The 16,366-nt window shown below is 43.1% G+C and carries 12 protein-coding genes and 2 pseudogenes; 7 read left to right on the forward strand and 7 right to left on the reverse strand.

Features of this window, described 5'->3' with window-relative positions:
* Nucleotides 1–17 precede the first annotated feature (17 nt).
* The 3 genes and pseudogenes from OCV36_RS25520 to OCV36_RS04860 all read left to right on the forward strand — a co-directional run.
* Nucleotides 18–828 (forward strand): annotated as a pseudogene (locus OCV36_RS25520) (Hpt domain-containing protein); the annotation flags it as partial.
* 275 nt (nt 829–1,103) lie between these two features.
* Nucleotides 1,104–1,502, forward strand: a pseudogene (locus tag OCV36_RS25525) (Hpt domain-containing protein); the annotation flags it as partial.
* A gap of 76 nt (nt 1,503–1,578) precedes the next feature.
* Complete coding sequence (locus tag OCV36_RS04860; RefSeq protein WP_135454489.1) at nt 1,579–2,757, forward strand: chemotaxis protein; 1,179 nt, start codon at nt 1,579–1,581, stop codon at nt 2,755–2,757.
* A gap of 72 nt (nt 2,758–2,829) precedes the next feature.
* Here the strand turns inward: OCV36_RS04860 and nhaC are convergent, their stop codons facing one another.
* A complete protein-coding gene (gene nhaC / locus OCV36_RS04865; protein ID WP_102551917.1) occupies nt 2,830–4,266 on the reverse strand; it encodes a Na+/H+ antiporter NhaC in 1,437 nt (478 codons plus the stop codon).
* A 508-nt stretch (nt 4,267–4,774) separates the two neighbouring features.
* On the opposite strand from nhaC, the gene asd reads away from it, so the two are divergent.
* Complete coding sequence (gene asd, locus OCV36_RS04870) at nt 4,775–5,893, forward strand: aspartate-semialdehyde dehydrogenase (RefSeq protein ID WP_135454491.1); 1,119 nt, start codon at nt 4,775–4,777, stop codon at nt 5,891–5,893.
* A 121-nt stretch (nt 5,894–6,014) separates the two neighbouring features.
* Here the strand turns inward: asd and OCV36_RS04875 are convergent, their stop codons facing one another.
* Nucleotides 6,015–6,860 carry an ion transporter gene (locus OCV36_RS04875; protein ID WP_017076192.1) on the reverse strand — a complete coding sequence of 282 codons (846 nt, stop codon included), beginning with the start codon at nt 6,858–6,860 and terminating at the stop codon, nt 6,015–6,017.
* Nucleotides 6,861–7,007: 147 nt separating this feature from the next.
* Nucleotides 7,008–7,646, reverse strand: coding sequence for a YchE family NAAT transporter (locus tag OCV36_RS04880; RefSeq protein WP_017076191.1), 639 nt, complete (start codon nt 7,644–7,646; stop codon nt 7,008–7,010).
* A 638-nt stretch (nt 7,647–8,284) separates the two neighbouring features.
* Here OCV36_RS04880 and adhE point away from each other — a divergent pair.
* Complete coding sequence (gene adhE, locus OCV36_RS04885) at nt 8,285–10,990, forward strand: bifunctional acetaldehyde-CoA/alcohol dehydrogenase (RefSeq protein ID WP_017076190.1); 2,706 nt, start codon at nt 8,285–8,287, stop codon at nt 10,988–10,990.
* A 158-nt stretch (nt 10,991–11,148) separates the two neighbouring features.
* Here the strand turns inward: adhE and OCV36_RS04890 are convergent, their stop codons facing one another.
* The 3 genes from OCV36_RS04890 to sodB form a co-directional block, all read right to left on the reverse strand.
* Nucleotides 11,149–11,832, reverse strand: a complete 684-nt coding sequence (locus tag OCV36_RS04890; protein WP_102551924.1) for an SDR family oxidoreductase — start codon at nt 11,830–11,832, stop codon at nt 11,149–11,151.
* Between the two features lie 263 nt (nt 11,833–12,095).
* Complete coding sequence (locus OCV36_RS04895) at nt 12,096–12,599, reverse strand: VC2046/SO_2500 family protein (protein WP_261377666.1); 504 nt, start codon at nt 12,597–12,599, stop codon at nt 12,096–12,098.
* A 288-nt stretch (nt 12,600–12,887) separates the two neighbouring features.
* Entirely contained in the window at nt 12,888–13,472 is a 585-nt protein-coding gene (sodB, locus tag OCV36_RS04900; RefSeq protein WP_004734050.1) for a superoxide dismutase [Fe], read from the reverse strand.
* Between the two features lie 269 nt (nt 13,473–13,741).
* On the opposite strand from sodB, the gene OCV36_RS04905 reads away from it, so the two are divergent.
* Nucleotides 13,742–14,080, forward strand: a complete 339-nt coding sequence (locus OCV36_RS04905; RefSeq protein WP_017076187.1) for a Grx4 family monothiol glutaredoxin — start codon at nt 13,742–13,744, stop codon at nt 14,078–14,080.
* Between the two features lie 90 nt (nt 14,081–14,170).
* Nucleotides 14,171–14,800, forward strand: coding sequence for a DsbA family protein (locus OCV36_RS04910; protein WP_102551930.1), 630 nt, complete (start codon nt 14,171–14,173; stop codon nt 14,798–14,800).
* A gap of 185 nt (nt 14,801–14,985) precedes the next feature.
* Here the strand turns inward: OCV36_RS04910 and OCV36_RS04915 are convergent, their stop codons facing one another.
* Nucleotides 14,986–16,311, reverse strand: a complete 1,326-nt coding sequence (locus OCV36_RS04915; RefSeq protein ID WP_017076185.1) for a Na+/H+ antiporter family protein — start codon at nt 16,309–16,311, stop codon at nt 14,986–14,988.
* Between the last annotated feature and the right edge of the window lie 55 nt (nt 16,312–16,366).

Below are 16,366 nucleotides of genomic sequence, written 5' to 3' on the forward strand. Positions count from 1 at the left end.
ACGCACAAGGAATATAGATGGAACAATCAGTAGCAAAGCCCAATCGCTTTAAAAAACCAGCAACTTTCTTGGTTGTGCTCCTGGCTCTATGGTTACTTCCTTCATTGGCGCTTCTGAATCTAAGCCGTTCCTACACTAATTCTCTTGCTCAAATTGAAGAACTTGGTATTCGCGTTAATGAATTGAGGCAATCGCTTTATTTTTCTGAGCCACTACGAGTTTCTCGAATCAATGACTTAGCACTTGATGCTCAACTGGTTTACTCAATCAGATTGCAGATTGAGTCTGATTTTCAACATGCCTTGTTTCGCCCCGATGTGAACCAATTACTTTATGTCGCCGATCAATTTCTAGAGAAATTTGATGAGTTCATTCCGATAGAAAGCCAGGTTCAAGACATTGTCGATAACATCAAAATATTACGCGCAGACAGTAGCCTTTCTCCCAAGCTAAAACCGCTGCTAAACGAATTCGGAGTTGTGGTTTTTGAAGCAATGTATTCCGACAGTCAAAGCTCATCAGCCACTTATAGAGCCTTTGATTCTATTCTTGATCAATCTTATTCATTAAAAGCTGAAGAGCAAGATGCAATCCAACAACTGTTGGCGGATGCTTCAGCTTTGTTTGGTGATTACGCTCAGCTCAATTATTTGGTCGATAAGATTAAGAAAAACTCGGTTAACGAACAAATCATTAAACTCGAAGCTGAATTTCATGACCGTCAATTTAACCTTTTAGTTGTAATGCTAGGTTTAAGCTTGGTGGCAATGATAACCTTGGTTGTGTGGGGCGCTAGCGCTAAAAAAGTGGTGCAAGAAGCAGATGAAAGCCCAGGTCGGAACCCTGAGACCGATTCCAATAAGGAAGATGTCACTCCAGTTTCGGGTACAGAGGGACAGTCACTTAGAGAGTCTAGTAAGAACGCCACTTCTTCGGCCACCAAACAATCTGCTCACGATTCTTTCGTACAGGAAAAAACGTCATTCAATCAACACCCCGATATACAATCGCAACAGAGCTCTAATCCAACAAATCAAAGCGCTAATTTAACAACTCCAAGCGCTAATTTAGAAACAAATGTCTTAGCAACGAGTGCCACAAGTCAGACAAATTTTGAAGAGTTACCAGTGTCTGAGAAACACATCATCAGTGTGACGGATTCAAAGCCTGCTATTGATATCGAAGATATGTTAGAAACGCTCGATGGTGATGCTGATTCTGTGGAGCTATTGCTTGGAGTCTTTGTACAAGATCATGCCGATGATTACACTAAGTTTAAGTCTTTGTTGGTCAAAGATGAAATCTCAGCCGCTCGTATCGTACATAGCTTAAAAGGTGTTGCTGGTAGTATTAAAGCATCTAGATTGGCCATTATTGCTGCGAGCATAGAAATGACCATGAAACAGTCTAGAGCCATTAGTGAACACGATTTAGAAGAATTAGAGTTAGCAATAAAAGCTTCTGTTGATGCTGCTTACGAATATTTAGCTAGTCGACACTAACTTTAATGGGAATTTTGACACTACTCTGACGAAGTACTCATACAATCCGCGCCCTTAGTTTTTGTCAGGGGTTCATATGTTACGGGTTTCGAGTCGAAGTTGGATGGTGTTGTTGCTTAGCGTTGTGCTAAGTGGTTGTTCTCTATTAGAAGTTAAGTTAGATAGTCAGTCTACACCTCTCACTCAACAAGAGCTGAACGCTCGAATTATGACGCGTGAATACGCCAAGATGTTTTTTACGAGAGTAGAAGACTCGGCGGATTTGATCGCGCAATCTTACCCTGCTGATGATACTTCACATCAATCTTATGTTCTGCTTTGGAAGATCCATGCAGAACAGGGCTTACAGCAAGCCGCTTACCAAACTTCACCTATGTCAGCGTTAATCGACTCGTGGGTGTTTAGCGCTCAAATGCATCAGTTTTACACGTTAGGTGATGGCGCTGAACTATTCACGACAGATCATGCTGCAGAAACGGCTCTTTTTCTTGATCAAGAAGCAGAGAAGCTAGCAAAGGGCGTACTGAGCTCCAGTGATTTCAGCAAGAGCAAAGAATTCGTTACGCAGTTTGCAATGAGCCATCCGTTTAAAGATCTCACGTTCAGAAGTACACCGGCTTACCGCGAATGGTTAACTTATCTAGGTAAAGATGAATTGCAAGTCGTTCAGAGCTTAGGAACTATGCCGGAAGCGATGAGCGATGCATCGGATCGTTTAAGCTTAATGGCGGATCAAACACCAAAACTTATGTCGTGGAAAGCGGAGCTCGTGGCCTTAAATAGCTCACTATCGGGTGAAGACTTGTCTATGACGCTGGAAAGCCTTCGTCAAACATCAGCAAGCATGCAGGACTTTATTGAAAATAACCCAGAGTACATGCAAACGCTGGCTTCTATTATGTCAACAGAAATGCAGCCGCTACTGAATGATCTTAGCGATAAAACAGACCAGAAGCTGGATATACTCAGTGAAGAACGTGTGGCATTGGAAAAAATGGTCACTCGAGAGAGAGAAGCTCTAGTACAAATGATTGAAAAAGAACGCATCGAGATTGCAGGTATTGTTTCATCAGAAAGAGAATTATTCACTCAAGACCTCGACCGCGTTTCTCAAGAAGTGGTTGTTCTCGCGATAGATAAGCTGATGGAGTTAATCAAAGGTCTGATTATCTACTTCATCTTGTTTATCTTAGTGGTGTTCTTTGCACCGCTAGGAATTGGGTATTGGTTGGGTAAACGAACCGCCAATAAATAAAAAAAGAGCGCTCTAGGGCGCTCTTTTTTTGCATTTATATCGTTAACTTTTTTGTTTCGTTACACGTTATGTTTACGCTTGTTGCTTAGTAAACTCTGTCGCATCTTCAGTTTGAAGCGCAGGTGCTGTTGGCTCACACTTATCAACGAACCAACCCATATAAGAGGTTACGATGGTCACGATGATACAGATAAAGCTCAACCACATGAACGGGGCGTAAGACAGTGTCGCAACACCCAGAATGCTTGCCATGTAGATCCCGTTATCACTCCAAGGCACCATACCTGAAGTCAACGTTCCACCAAACTCGGCGTTACGAGAAAGGTTCTTACGCTTGTAGCCTAAGCGATCGTAGTTTTTCGCACAGATTTTTGGCGTAAGGATTAACGATACGTACATCGCTGAACCGAATACGTTACCCATGAAAGCCGTACCAATTGTGCTAGTTGCTAGTGAGCCTGCGCTGTTTACGCGGCGTTCGAACACTTTAGCGATAGTCTCGAGTACGCCGACTTTATCCAACAAGCCACCAAAACCTAAACCAAACACGATAACCGCAACCGAACCAAGCATTGAAGACATGCCGCCACGGTTAAGAATTGAATCGATGAACTCTACGCCCGATGAAATCGAGAACGGTGCCCAAGCGGTGTTGAATGCAGTTAGGAAATCGATCTCTTGAATCATGACTGCCCAGATAATACCTAGCAGAGAACCAAAGCTAATCACAGGGAATGAAGGCATGCGGAAAGCTAATAAGCCAAGCACGATCAGTACCGGAACAAAAGAGTAAGGCGTGATGTAGAACTGAACTTCCATTGCTTTGATTACAGAGTCTACTTGGCTCATGTCAACGTTGCCCGCGTAGTGGAAACCGAACGCGGTAAACATAATGCCAGTAATAACGTAGCTGATTAGCGCAACAGGCAGCATCCCTTTGATGTGCTCAACAACTTCTACACCTGACATCGATGAAGCAAGGATTACAGAATCAGAAAGAGGGGACATCTTGTCACCGAAGTAACAACCTGACAGTACTGCACCTGCAGTAATCGGTGCTGGAACACCTAGACCTTGGCCGATACCCATCATTGCAATACCAGCCGTACCCGCTGCACCCCAAGAAGTACCAGTCGCTAATGCTGTTAAAGAACAGATGATCATCGTCGCTAAAAGGAAGATAGAAGGATGGATAGCTTTCAGACCATAGTAAATGATGGTAGGTACGATCCCGCCAGAAATCCATGTACCAACAAGAGCGCCAACGGCTAAAAGTATTAAAACTGCGCCTAAACCGTTAGATATTCCGTTGAGTGCTGCTTTTTCTAAGTCTTTGTATTGGTGACCAAGACGAACACCCAGAGCGATGATAATGAACCAACCAATGTACAAGGCAAGTTGGATTGGAAGATCAAGCTTTGCAGTAAAGGAAAAAGCAAGGGATAGAAATAGTCCTAACGCGATAAATACCTGCAATAGGTTCGGTAGACGAGTTTTACTCTGCTTCATAAAAGCCTCTTGTTATTTCGAGCATTTATAGTGCTTCGTTATAGTGTGTGGTACGAAACGGACACTACAGTAATTAGTTTATTATATCGAAAAAATACGTCTAAGTTGTGATATTTGACTGTTAAATCAATCAATCGTGGTTTCATAATCTGAAAATTTGTTAAATTCATGATTGTTACATGTTGAATTCTGTCGCACGTTGTTTTCGTTGTGTAAAATATTATTCTGGTTAACCTTTGTTAAATAGTGGTAATTACTGTTATGGTGAGGTTTTAATTGTATGAAAAACAAACAGTTCATCTCCGTAAATGTGTGAATGTGGCGATAGTAGGTGTTTTATCAGTGACTAAGCGGCGGAATGAACAACAGAGATAACTGCGTGATTCATCGCGTTCACTTAAAAGAAACGAAAAAGTTACACTTTTTGACAAAAAGCACTTGAGTTCTGTTTCTGAAAAACTTATAGATGGGGGAGAGCAATTTTTAATTTATACATGGAGAGTGAGCGATGAGAGTAGGTCTAGTTGGTTGGCGCGGTATGGTTGGTTCTGTACTGATGCAACGTATGGTTGAAGAGAAAGATTTCGACCTAATTGAGCCTGTTTATTACAGCACATCTCAGATTGGTATTCCGGCCCCTGTTTTAGGTGGTAAAGATGCGGGTCGACTTCAAGACGCTTTTGATATTGATAGCCTAAAACAGCTTGATGCCGTGATTACCTGTCAAGGTGGCGACTACACATCAAAAGTATACCCAGCACTGCGTCAAGCAGGTTGGAAAGGTTACTGGATTGATGCAGCTTCTACCTTACGTATGGACGCTGATTCAATCATCACTCTTGATCCTGTTAACTTGGCTCAGATTCAGCAAGGTATCCACGGTGGCACTAACACTTTCGTTGGCGGCAACTGTACTGTGAGCTTAATGCTTATGGCTCTGGGTGGCCTATATGAGAAAGGCATGATTGAGTGGATGAGCGCCATGACTTATCAAGCAGCATCTGGTGCTGGTGCTAAGAACATGCGTGAACTGATTTCACAAATGGGTGTTATCAACGATAGCGTTAGCTCTGAGTTAGCGAACCCTTCAAGCTCAATTCTTGATATTGATAAAAAAGTGGCAGACACCATTCGTTCATCTTCATTTCCAACTGATCAATTTGGAGCACCTCTTGCGGGCTCGTTGATTCCTTGGGTCGATGTGAAACGCGAAAATGGTCAAAGCAAAGAAGAGTGGAAAGCGGGCGTTGAAGCGAACAAGATCCTTGGCCTAGATGGTCAACCAATCCCTATTGATGGTACTTGTGTTCGAATCGGTGCAATGCGTTGCCACGCTCAAGCATTAACGATTAAGCTTAAGCAAGACGTTCCAATGGACGAAATCGAAGAGATCATCGCGACTCATAACGATTGGGTTAAAGTGGTTCCTAATGACCGTGATATTACTGCGCAAGAACTCACACCAGCTAAAGTAACCGGCACGATGTCTGTACCAGTCGGTCGTCTGCGTAAGATGTCTATGGGTAACGACTTCCTAAACGCGTTTACGGTTGGTGACCAGTTGCTTTGGGGCGCAGCAGAGCCATTACGTCGTACTTTACGCATTATCCTAGCTGAGAAAGCGTAACCGCCTCGTCTTTGATAACATTTAATGAAGAAGCGCCCTAGGGCGCTTTTTTTGTGTCTGATGATCGGACGCTTTTTGGTTTTGATGCCTATTTACTTTTGAGCATTAGTTGCTTTGATGCTTAGTCCGGGTCTTTGGCTACGACGCGCTTGTCAGGATCGGCCAGCTCACTTGCACAGTGTTTGCAATACATAGCATCAGAATCATGGCCTGCTCGATTACAGTTGGGGCACTTCACCAGCTCTTTATGTGAGTTCATTTCATTGCTTAGTTCTGCGGTAATAATCCCTGTCGGTACCGCTAAGATAGAGTAACCCAACAGCATAGTAAGCGAAGCGATCGCTTTACCAAGTGCGGTTTGAGGGATCATGTCACCGTAACCAACCGTCGTGATGGTTACGATTGCCCAATAAATACTGTGGGGAATACTGGTGAAGCCATTTTCTGGCCCTTCAATAACAAAGATCAGAGCGCCGAAGATAACCACCAAGATACCGACTGTGCTAAAGAATATGAGTATCTTTCGTCTTGCCATTAATAATGAGCGCAACAAAATATTGGAATCTTGTAGGTAACGAACCAGTTTTAGGATTCGGAAGATACGCATGACTCGTAATAGCCTAACAACGCCCATAAACGAAGCACCAGGGAAGATGATCGCTAGGTAGGTCGGAAGAATCGCCAATAGGTCAACAACACCATAGAAGCTGGTGGCGTAAGACTTCGGTTTTGGAGAGCAATAAAGCCTTAATAAGTACTCTAGTGTGAATAGTGCTGTGAAGCTGTACTCGATGTAACGTAGCTGCTGTGACCATTCGATCATCACGCTAGGGATTGACTCTAAGATAAGCACAATAAGTGAAACCACAATCGCAACGATTAGTGATATATCGAATGCACGTCCAGCTGGAGTGTGAGTACCAAAAATAATGACGTATAAATGATGCTTTAGAGGCTGACGTGACATAAGGAGAGGTTCATCTTCTGTTAAAGTTCTTAACAGTCATTATACAAGCTTCATAATAACGAGGCGAGTTAAAGCCTATTTCGCTTCACTCGCCTCATTATATTCTGTGCCGACTGCCATCTCAAAAAGGCAGAATACAGTTAAACGTTATGCTAACCCAGGGAATAAGTTACGCAGTCCGTTAGCAATGAACTCTATACCTAGCGCGCCAAGAATCAAACCCATGATACGCGTGATCACGTTAATTCCTGTTTGGCCAAGAAAGCGAACGATGACGGGCGCAGAGCGAAACAGAAGCCAAGAGCACGTTGCGAACGCGACAATACTAAGGCCTATTCCTACGGTATCAATGGCGGCTGGGTAGCGAGAACCATAAACAATGGTCGAACTGATTGCACCAGGACCTGCCATTAAAGGCATTGCTAGTGGAACTACGCCAATTTGCTCTTTGCTAATGTATTCAGATTTCTCTTGTTTGTTCTGCTTATCTTCACCGAGTTTACCGCTCATCATCGAAAATGCGATGCTCAGTAATAGCAGTCCACCTGCAACACGGAATGAATCGAGAGAGATGCTGAACATGTCCAGAAGCATTTGTCCTGCAATAAGCGACACAATTAATATAACGGTAACAGCAATGTTGGCTTGTAAGGCTGTCCTGTTCCTCTCTTCTGGTGGCATATGAGCAGTAAGAGATACAAAAACAGGCATGATGCCGATAGGGTTTACGGCGGCAACAAGCCCAAGGAAGAATTGCATAAAAATTGCGAGTTCTAAGCCTTGCATGAGAGCGGTCTCCAGTTAGCGTTTTTAGGGGTGAGGTGCTGATCTGTTAATAGTCAGAATGCGTAATGTAAGTGACAATTCCAAATTGCACGAATGAAAAAAACTAACGTGAAATAGGGGCTTTTTTTTAGAAAAACTAATTGAACCTCACTTTCTAAAAAGCCTTGTTGCAAGCTAGTTGTTAGTGTTTCATTTTGTAATTTCTTATTTAGTAAGTGTTAACCATCGCACGAAATTAATAAAAATTATGTCAGAATCTAGCCCGTGCAACACTATGGATATACTCTCAGTAGCACGAATACAGCCGTATACATGTAATTTAACGGACTAAAAATGAAACTTTTTTACAAGTTGTGACGCTTTGTAGAAAAAGTTTGTCTATTTGTTTGTTTTTTGCGCTATCGAAAAATGTGATTTTAATCTATGTAAATCATGATGTTAAGGTTGATTTTGTGATTGCATTACTACTTTTTGGTTAATTCTTTTTGGGTAACTGATCTGGGTCAATTTTTTTCACACCGTGAAATAATATACTCAGTCCTGAAAGCGATTTACTAAGAACGCTGTTAATTTAGGTTAGAAACAAGCAGCGCATTTAATAAAAAGTTTTTAATATTTATTATTTTAGGAGATCCACCATGCCTGTAACTAACTTAGCTGAACTTGATGCTCTAGTAGCACGTGTTAAAGCAGCACAAGAAGAATTCTCTACATTCTCTCAAGAGAAAGTAGACGCAATCTTCCGTGCAGCTTCTCTTGCAGCTAACCATGCTCGTATTCCACTTGCACAACAAGCAGTTGCTGAATCTGGAATGGGTATTGTTGAAGATAAGGTTATCAAAAACCACTTTGCATCTGAATTTATCTACAACAAATACAAAGACGAAAAAACATGTGGCATCTTAGAAGAAGATGACAACCTAGGCACAATGACTATCGCTGAGCCTGTAGGTATCATCTGTGGTATCGTTCCAACAACGAACCCAACTTCAACAGCAATCTTCAAATCTCTAATCTCTCTTAAAACACGTAACGGCATCATCTTCTCGCCACACCCACGTGCAAAGAATTCTACAAACGATGCAGCGAAACTCGTTCTAGAAGCAGCAGTAAAAGCGGGCGCTCCAAAAGACATCATCGGTTGGATCGACCAACCATCTGTAGAGCTTTCTAACGCGCTTATGAAGCACGATGGTATCGCGCTTATCCTTGCTACTGGTGGTCCAGGCATGGTTAAAGCAGCATACTCTTCAGGTAAGCCTGCTATCGGCGTTGGTGCTGGTAACGTTCCTGTAGTTATCGATGACACAGCAGACGTTAAACGTGCTGTAGCATCTATCCTTATGTCTAAAACATTCGATAACGGCGTAGTATGTGCCTCTGAGCAAGCTGTAATCGTAATGGATGAAGTATACGACGAAGTGAAAGAGCGTTTCGCATCTCACAAAGGTCACGTACTAAGCAAATCTGACGCTGATAAAGTTCGTAAAGTGCTTCTTATCGATGGCAACCTAAACGCGAAAATCGTTGGTCAACCTGCAACTGCAATCGCTGAAATGGCGGGTGTTAAAGTTCCTGCTGATACTAAGATTCTTGTTGGTGAAGGCCTTGGCGAAGTATCTTACGACGACGAATTCGCTCATGAGAAACTGTCTCCAACTCTAGGTATGTTCCGCGCGTCTTCTTTCGAGAACGCAGTTGCTCAAGCAGTAACAATGGTTGAAATTGGTGGTATCGGTCACACGTCTGGTCTTTACACTAACCAAGATATTAATGCAGACCGCATCCGTTACTTCGGTGACAAGATGAAAACTGCACGTATCCTAATCAACATCCCTACTACTCACGGTGGTATCGGTGACCTGTACAACTTCAACGTTGCACCGTCTCTAACTCTTGGTTGTGGCTCTTGGGGTGGTAACTCTATCTCTGAGAACGTAGGTCCTAAGCACCTTATCAACAAGAAAACTGTAGCGAAGCGAGCTGAAAATATGTTGTGGCACAAACTACCTAAGTCTATCTACTTCCGTCGTGGTAGCCTTCCAATCGCTCTTGGCGACCTAGAAGGTAAGAAACGCGCATTCCTAGTAACTGACCGTTTCCTATTCAACAACGGTTACGCAGATGACGTAGTTAGCCTGCTTAAAGCACAAGGCATCGAAGTTCAAACTTTCTTCGACGTAGAAGCGGATCCAACACTATCTGTTGTTGAGAAAGGCGCTGAAGCAATGAAGAGCTTCCAACCTGACGTAATCCTTGCTCTAGGTGGCGGTTCTCCAATGGATGCTGCTAAGATCATGTGGGTTATGTACGAGCACCCAGAAACTCACTTCGAAGAACTAGCAATGCGCTTTATGGACATCCGTAAACGTATCTACAAGTTCCCTAAAATGGGTCAAAAAGCTGAGCTTGTATGTATCACTACAACTTCAGGTACTGGTTCAGAAGTTACTCCATTCGCTGTTGTTACAGACGACAAGACTGGTGCTAAGTACCCACTAGCTGATTACGAAATCACGCCAAACATGGCTATCGTTGATGCGAACTTAGTAATGAACATGCCTAAGTCTCTAACAGCGTTCGGTGGTTACGATGCAGTAACTCACGCTCTTGAAGCTTACGTATCGGTTCTTGCGAACGAGTACTCAGACGGTCAAGCGCTTCAAGCTCTTAAGATGCTTAAAGAATACCTGCCATCAAGCTACAAAAATGGTGCAGCTGACCCAATCGCTCGTGAAAAAGTACACAACGCAGCAACTATCGCTGGTGTAGCATTTGCGAACGCATTCCTAGGTGTGTGTCACTCAATGGCTCACAAACTTGGTGCTGAGTTCCACCTACCACACGGCCTTGCGAACGCATTGTTGATTTCTAACACTGTACGTTACAACGCGAACGACAACCCAACTAAGCAAACTGCATTCTCTCAGTACGACCGTCCACAAGCACGTCGTCGTTACGCTGAAGTTGCTGACCACCTAGGCCTAAGCCAAGCTGGTGACCGTACTGCTCAGAAGATTGAACGTCTACTGACTTGGTTAGAAGAGCTTAAACTTGACCTAGACATCCCACTGTCTATCCAAGCTGCGGGTGTTAACGAATCTGATTTCATCGCGAAACTAGACGAGTTAGCTGTTGAAGCGTTCGATGACCAGTGTACAGGTGCTAACCCACGTTACCCTCTAATCACTGAGCTTAAAGAAGTACTAACAACTTCTTACTTCGGTACTCCTTACGTTGAAGGCGAAACTTTCGAAGGTACTACAGTTATCCTTAAGAAAGCGGACCAAAAGCCTGCTGAAGTAAAAGCACCAAAAGCTAAAAAAGAAAAATCTGAAGCATAAGTAAGATTCAGTTTTTGAGATAAGTTTTCGCTAGCACGAACCTTATCTAATCGGGAAAAGAACAAAGCCCCAGTCGAGAGACTGGGGCTTTTTTTGTTTTTGCGGTTAGGCTAGGTCTAACAAGCTAAGGAATTAAAAAGTAATAAAGTAAAAAGGATCTATACTTCAGCCGCCACGACCCGCCCACTAAAGTAATCATTAGAAATGATGTATTCGGTTGTTCTGGTCAGTTCGTCTTGTAGTTGAGCCCAGTGACATCGGTTGAGTTTACCGTCTGCATTATGAACGGCAGGAACAACTCCACCAACTCGTATCCCGAATGGAGTGAGTTCCTTAGCCCAACTATGGGTAAAACCGGTAATCATTGAGTTGGCACTCTCCAAACCTGACACATCATTAAAGTCTTCGTGAGAGATCACATTGACGATCACTCCTTCTTTATCCTCTTCTCTTAATCGCTCAGCACTTATCTGGCCGAAAGCGAAAAGGGTAGAGGCCTTAGAAGAGAGGTCATCAATAAAACTGCTGACGGGTTGGTCGCCAATCAGACTAGGCATTGGAGCGCTGATCCAGTTATTCACCAATACATCCGGCGTAGTGTTGAAGGTGTGCTGGATAAAATCGAAGACCGCTAATATGGCTTGATTATGATTACCTTCGAGCGTGTAACGGTAGACGGAATCAGAGAATCGAGAACATTGGGTATAAGTTTCTTGAAGTGCAGTAGAGTCTTTATCACAAAGGACAACGGTAGCTCCAAGGTTAACAAAGTGGTTCGCAATCGTTCCTCCCAAGCGCGAGCCTGCTGATGTCACCAATATGATTGAGCTTTTAATTTCCATCCATGCACCTAAGAAAAGAGTCAATGTCGCTTAAGGATGGGTTAAATTTTATACAGTCGGTGTGAATTGGTTCAAACTAAGGCGTGCCAATTAATAAGTTTTTATGAACTTAGTGGCAGCTCACATTTTGTAGTAACTTCAAGTAGTAATCGACAACTCGTATTTCAAGCATGCCTAAGGCTGGTGGTTCATATAATTCAGATCAATGATTCTGGCCATATAAGTGAGAGAGGGTAGCAAATGTGAGAGAAGACAGGTGACGACTATACTTGAGCTTGAATCTGATACTGACGTTGGGCTGTAGAGAGCTCGTTATAGAGGGTGGCATGAGGCAAATCAGGTAAATGTTTATTTGCCAGTTTACGTCGGTCGTGACCAGATAGGTTTTGATAAACTTCTTCAGGGAAATCGGCCGTATCTTCAGGCATAAAAGCCAGTGCTTCTGGTTTTAAGTAATGGCTTAGCTTTGCGCTAGCAAGACTGGCTTGATGAAAGTAATTCGACTGCTGCGCAGAAATCTCGTAAGAGGATTGATCTGAACGTAGAGGTTGAGGTTCAGCTACACCGAATTGCTCGCGTAGACGATCTTCAGTCGTTTCAGTGACTTCGATAGTGTCTATAGGAGTACAATCGCGAACATCATTAGAAAACATAGATAACAGCAACGCGAAATCTGCACGGCGACCTTGCTCAACCGCTTGGCTGATCCCGATGCCGAACTTAAGTTCGTTGATGATTCCTGCTTTGTCTAAAGTGTGTATTTGCATGTCGCCTCTCATTTGATACACCTTTAACGGCATGGAGTCGGCAAACTTTAGTGTTTAATTACAGGCAAGTAGAGAATTTACGCGGCGCTGATATGGGGATTTTTTTAGACTAGGGAAAAACGGTGATATCGGTTGAAAAGCACGCTTTATTAACCGGCTTGATTTTCAATGTTGCAAGACTAAAGACTAAAGACTAAAGACTAAATATGGTAGATACAAAAAAGCTCACGCCGAGGCATGAGCTTTCAATAAGTCACTCGCTATAAATAGCGCAGCATAAGTAAATGATTACTTAGCTAGGTTCTCTTCTACGAAAGACCAGTTTACTAAGTTCCAGAATGCAGCCATGTAGTCAGGGCGAACATTGCGGAAATCGATGTAGTAAGCGTGTTCCCATAGGTCAACAGTTAGAAGTGGAGTAACACCTTCTTCTGTTAGAGGAGTAGCAGCGTTAGAAGTGTTAACGATGTCTAGAGAACCGTCAGCTTTCTTCACTAACCAAGTCCAAGAAGAACCGAAGTTGTTGATTGCTGAATCAGTGAATTTCGCTTTGAACTCTTCGAAAGAACCGAATGCAGCGTTGATAGCTTCTGCAACAGCGCCCGTTGGTTCGCCGCCTGCTTTAGGAGCAAGACAGTGCCAGTAGAACGTGTGGTTCCAGATTTGAGCAGCGTTATTGAAAACACCACCAGTAGAAGTCTTAACGATTTCTTCTAGTGTTTTGCCTTCAAACTCAGTACCTGGGATAAGACCGTTTAGCTTAACAACGTAAGTGTTGTGGTGCTTACCGTGGTGGAAATCTAGCGTTTCAGCTGAGATGTGTGGTTCCAGCGCGTCTTTCGCGTAAGGAAGAGCCGGTAGTTCAAATGCCATTGCTCAATTCTCCATTGATATGAAAGAGTTAACTCTTTCGATTGCTTCCAGTGATATTATTATTCATGGTTCGCTATGCGGCCAACCACGGTCAATTTGCTGACTTGCGATATAGTTTAGCAAGTTTTTACTTTATTAAAAGCTTATTTCATCACTTTTGTGTGAATTGTTAGCTTAGCTCGTAAACCGCTTTTTTTATATGGTTTTTATTCTTTTGGTTTGGGGTAGAATAAAGGCAATAAAAGCCGTAATCCATTAACGAGGAAGCAATGGAAACTATCGATAAAATCAAACAGCAAATTGAAGAAAACACCATTCTACTTTACATGAAAGGTTCTCCTAAGCTGCCAAGCTGTGGTTTTTCTTCTCAAGCATCTCAAGCACTAATGGCGTGTGGCGAAAAATTTGCTTACGTAGATATCCTACAAAACCCTGACATCCGTGCAGAGCTTCCAGCTTACGCACAATGGCCAACGTTCCCACAACTTTGGGTTGACGGTGAGCTAATCGGTGGTTGTGACATCATTCTTGAGATGTTCCAAAAAGGCGAACTTCAGCCAATCGTTAAAGAAGCAGCGGCTAAAGTTGCTGGCGATGACGCTGAATAAGTTCTAGCTTTTACGCTTGAATAGATAAAATGAGGGGCCTTAATTAGGCTCCTTTTTTGTTTGAACAATTGACTCGATAAGGAATGAACAATGAACGTAAAACTTCATTATGTACATGACCCAATGTGCAGCTGGTGTTGGGGATACAAGCCAACGCTAGAGTTGTTAAAACAACAATTACCAGCAAGTATTGAGTTTAACTATGTTGTTGGTGGTTTAGCTCCAGATTCAGACGAGCCGATGTCTGAAGAAATGAAAGGTAAGCTTCAAGCTATCTGGAAGCAGATCGAAGCAAAGCTAGGTACTGAGTTCAACCATGAATTTTGGACCGAGTGTCAGCCTGTTCGCAGTACTTATCCTGCATGTCGCGCTGTGATAGCCGCTGGTTTTCAAGATCACTATGAAGCGATGCTTGAAGCGATTCAACATGCATATTACCTTCGTGCGATGTTGCCACATAGCCAAGAGACTCATTTGCAGTTAGCTGAAGAGTTAGGTATGAACGTACAACAATTTGAAAATGACCTTTCTAGCAAATTATTGGAAAGTGAATTAGATGACCAGTTAGGCTTTAAAGAAGCAATTGGTGTGCACTCTTACCCGACTTTAATGCTTGAGGTCAATGGCATCTTCACTGAAGTCGAGCTCGATTACCAGTCGACTGAAGCGACATTACACTCAGTTCGAAATGTCTTAGAGGCGAGCTTAACGCAAGGTTAATTGCCGCCTTAATACGATCGAAAAGGCCGTTATCTCCGTGTCTTACTCTAAGTACTTAGTCATCAACTAATTCTTAGTAGTAACCGAGAGATAACGGCCTTTTTTGTAAGTGCTAATTTTTTAATTGAATATCTATCCAATTGAAAGCTAGCACTTACTAGCGAACAGATTCTTTAAGTCTTTGACTACAGCGTCATTGCAGCAATCCAACCGAATACAATCAGTGGAATGTTGTAGTGCAAGAACGTTGGTACTACGGTTTCCCATACGTGCTCGTGTTGACCATCAGCATTAAGACCCGATGTTGGACCTAATGTTGAGTCAGAAGCCGGAGAACCCGCGTCACCTAACGCTGCTGCTGTACCAACTAGTGCGATAGTCGCCATTGGTGAGAAACCAAACGCTGCGGCTAGTGGAACGTAGATAGTCGCAAGGATTGGAATCGTCGAGAACGAAGAACCAATACCCATTGTTACCAACAGACCAACGATTAGCATAAGCAGAGCCGCTAGAGGTTTATTGTCGCCGATGCTTGTTGAAAGTGCTTCAACTAGAGACTCAACGCCACCCGTTTGCTTCATTACTGCTGCAAAACCTGCTGCTGCAATCATGATGAAGCCGATCATTGCCATCATGTGAACGCCCTTAGTGAAGACATCGTGTGTCTCTTTCCAAGCAATCACACCACCGAAGGTAAATACCATGAAGCCAGCGAGTGCACCGATGATCATCGAGCCCGTCGATAGTTGAACCGTAAGTGCTGCAACAATACCAACACCAGCCACTAGGATGTGCTTCTTGTTGATTTCTTTGAGTTCTGTAGAAACAACAGTATGTGACGTTTCTTTGTATTGGCGCGGTTTACGATAAGTAAAGAACACCGCCGTAAGAAGACCGAAGATCATACCTGCTGCAGGTAATAACATCGCCATTGGTACTTGGCTTGCTACAACATTTTCAAGACCGTTGTCATGAAGATTTTTAAGCAGGATGTTGTTTAAGAAGATACCGCCAAAACCGATCGGTAATACCATGTAAGGGGTAATCAAACCAAAAGTCAGTACACACGCAACTAGACGGCGGTCTAGGTTCATTTTTGCGAATACGCCAAGTAGAGGTGGGATTAAGATTGGGATGAAGGCGATATGTACAGGAATCACGTTTTGTGAAGACATGGTCACTAAGATCAAAGACGCTAGGATGCCGTATTTAAGACCATTTGATGCCGCACTGTTCTCTTTGCCATGAATACGCTTAATAACGCTTTGAGCAAGCAGATCTGTAATACCAGATCGAGAGATAGCAACAGCAAAAGTACCAAGCATTGCATAACTAAGAGCGATAGTTGCACCGCCACCTAATCCACTTTCGAAAGCCGCTACTGCGTCGTTCACACTCATACCAGAGGCTACGCCACCGATAATTGCACTGAACGTGAGAGCCACGACAACGTTTACGCGCATCAATGCTAAAACAAGCATGATGCAAACTGAAATTACAACAGGATTCATATTATTCTCGAGATGTTGTGTTTTTTATGAAGGCAATACGAGCGAACGTTTACCG

The organism is Vibrio echinoideorum (assembly GCF_024347455.1).
GTDB lineage: Bacteria > Pseudomonadota > Gammaproteobacteria > Enterobacterales > Vibrionaceae > Vibrio > Vibrio echinoideorum.

Coding starts and splice junctions, on each gene's coding strand:
- OCV36_RS04880 (WP_017076191.1), bottom strand. CDS start 7,646: ATGCAAGGCTTAGAACTCGCAATTTTTATGCAATTCTTCCTTGGGCTT.
- adhE (WP_017076190.1), top strand. CDS start 8,285: ATGCCTGTAACTAACTTAGCTGAACTTGATGCTCTAGTAGCACGTGTT.
- OCV36_RS04875 (WP_017076192.1), bottom strand. CDS start 6,860: ATGTCACGTCAGCCTCTAAAGCATCATTTATACGTCATTATTTTTGGT.
- OCV36_RS04910 (WP_102551930.1), top strand. CDS start 14,171: ATGAACGTAAAACTTCATTATGTACATGACCCAATGTGCAGCTGGTGT.
- OCV36_RS04905 (WP_017076187.1), top strand. CDS start 13,742: ATGGAAACTATCGATAAAATCAAACAGCAAATTGAAGAAAACACCATT.
- OCV36_RS04890 (WP_102551924.1), bottom strand. CDS start 11,832: ATGGAAATTAAAAGCTCAATCATATTGGTGACATCAGCAGGCTCGCGC.
- sodB (WP_004734050.1), bottom strand. CDS start 13,472: ATGGCATTTGAACTACCGGCTCTTCCTTACGCGAAAGACGCGCTGGAA.
- OCV36_RS04895 (WP_261377666.1), bottom strand. CDS start 12,599: ATGCAAATACACACTTTAGACAAAGCAGGAATCATCAACGAACTTAAG.
- asd (WP_135454491.1), top strand. CDS start 4,775: ATGAGAGTAGGTCTAGTTGGTTGGCGCGGTATGGTTGGTTCTGTACTG.
- OCV36_RS04915 (WP_017076185.1), bottom strand. CDS start 16,311: ATGAATCCTGTTGTAATTTCAGTTTGCATCATGCTTGTTTTAGCATTG.
- nhaC (WP_102551917.1), bottom strand. CDS start 4,266: ATGAAGCAGAGTAAAACTCGTCTACCGAACCTATTGCAGGTATTTATC.
- OCV36_RS04860 (WP_135454489.1), top strand. CDS start 1,579: ATGTTACGGGTTTCGAGTCGAAGTTGGATGGTGTTGTTGCTTAGCGTT.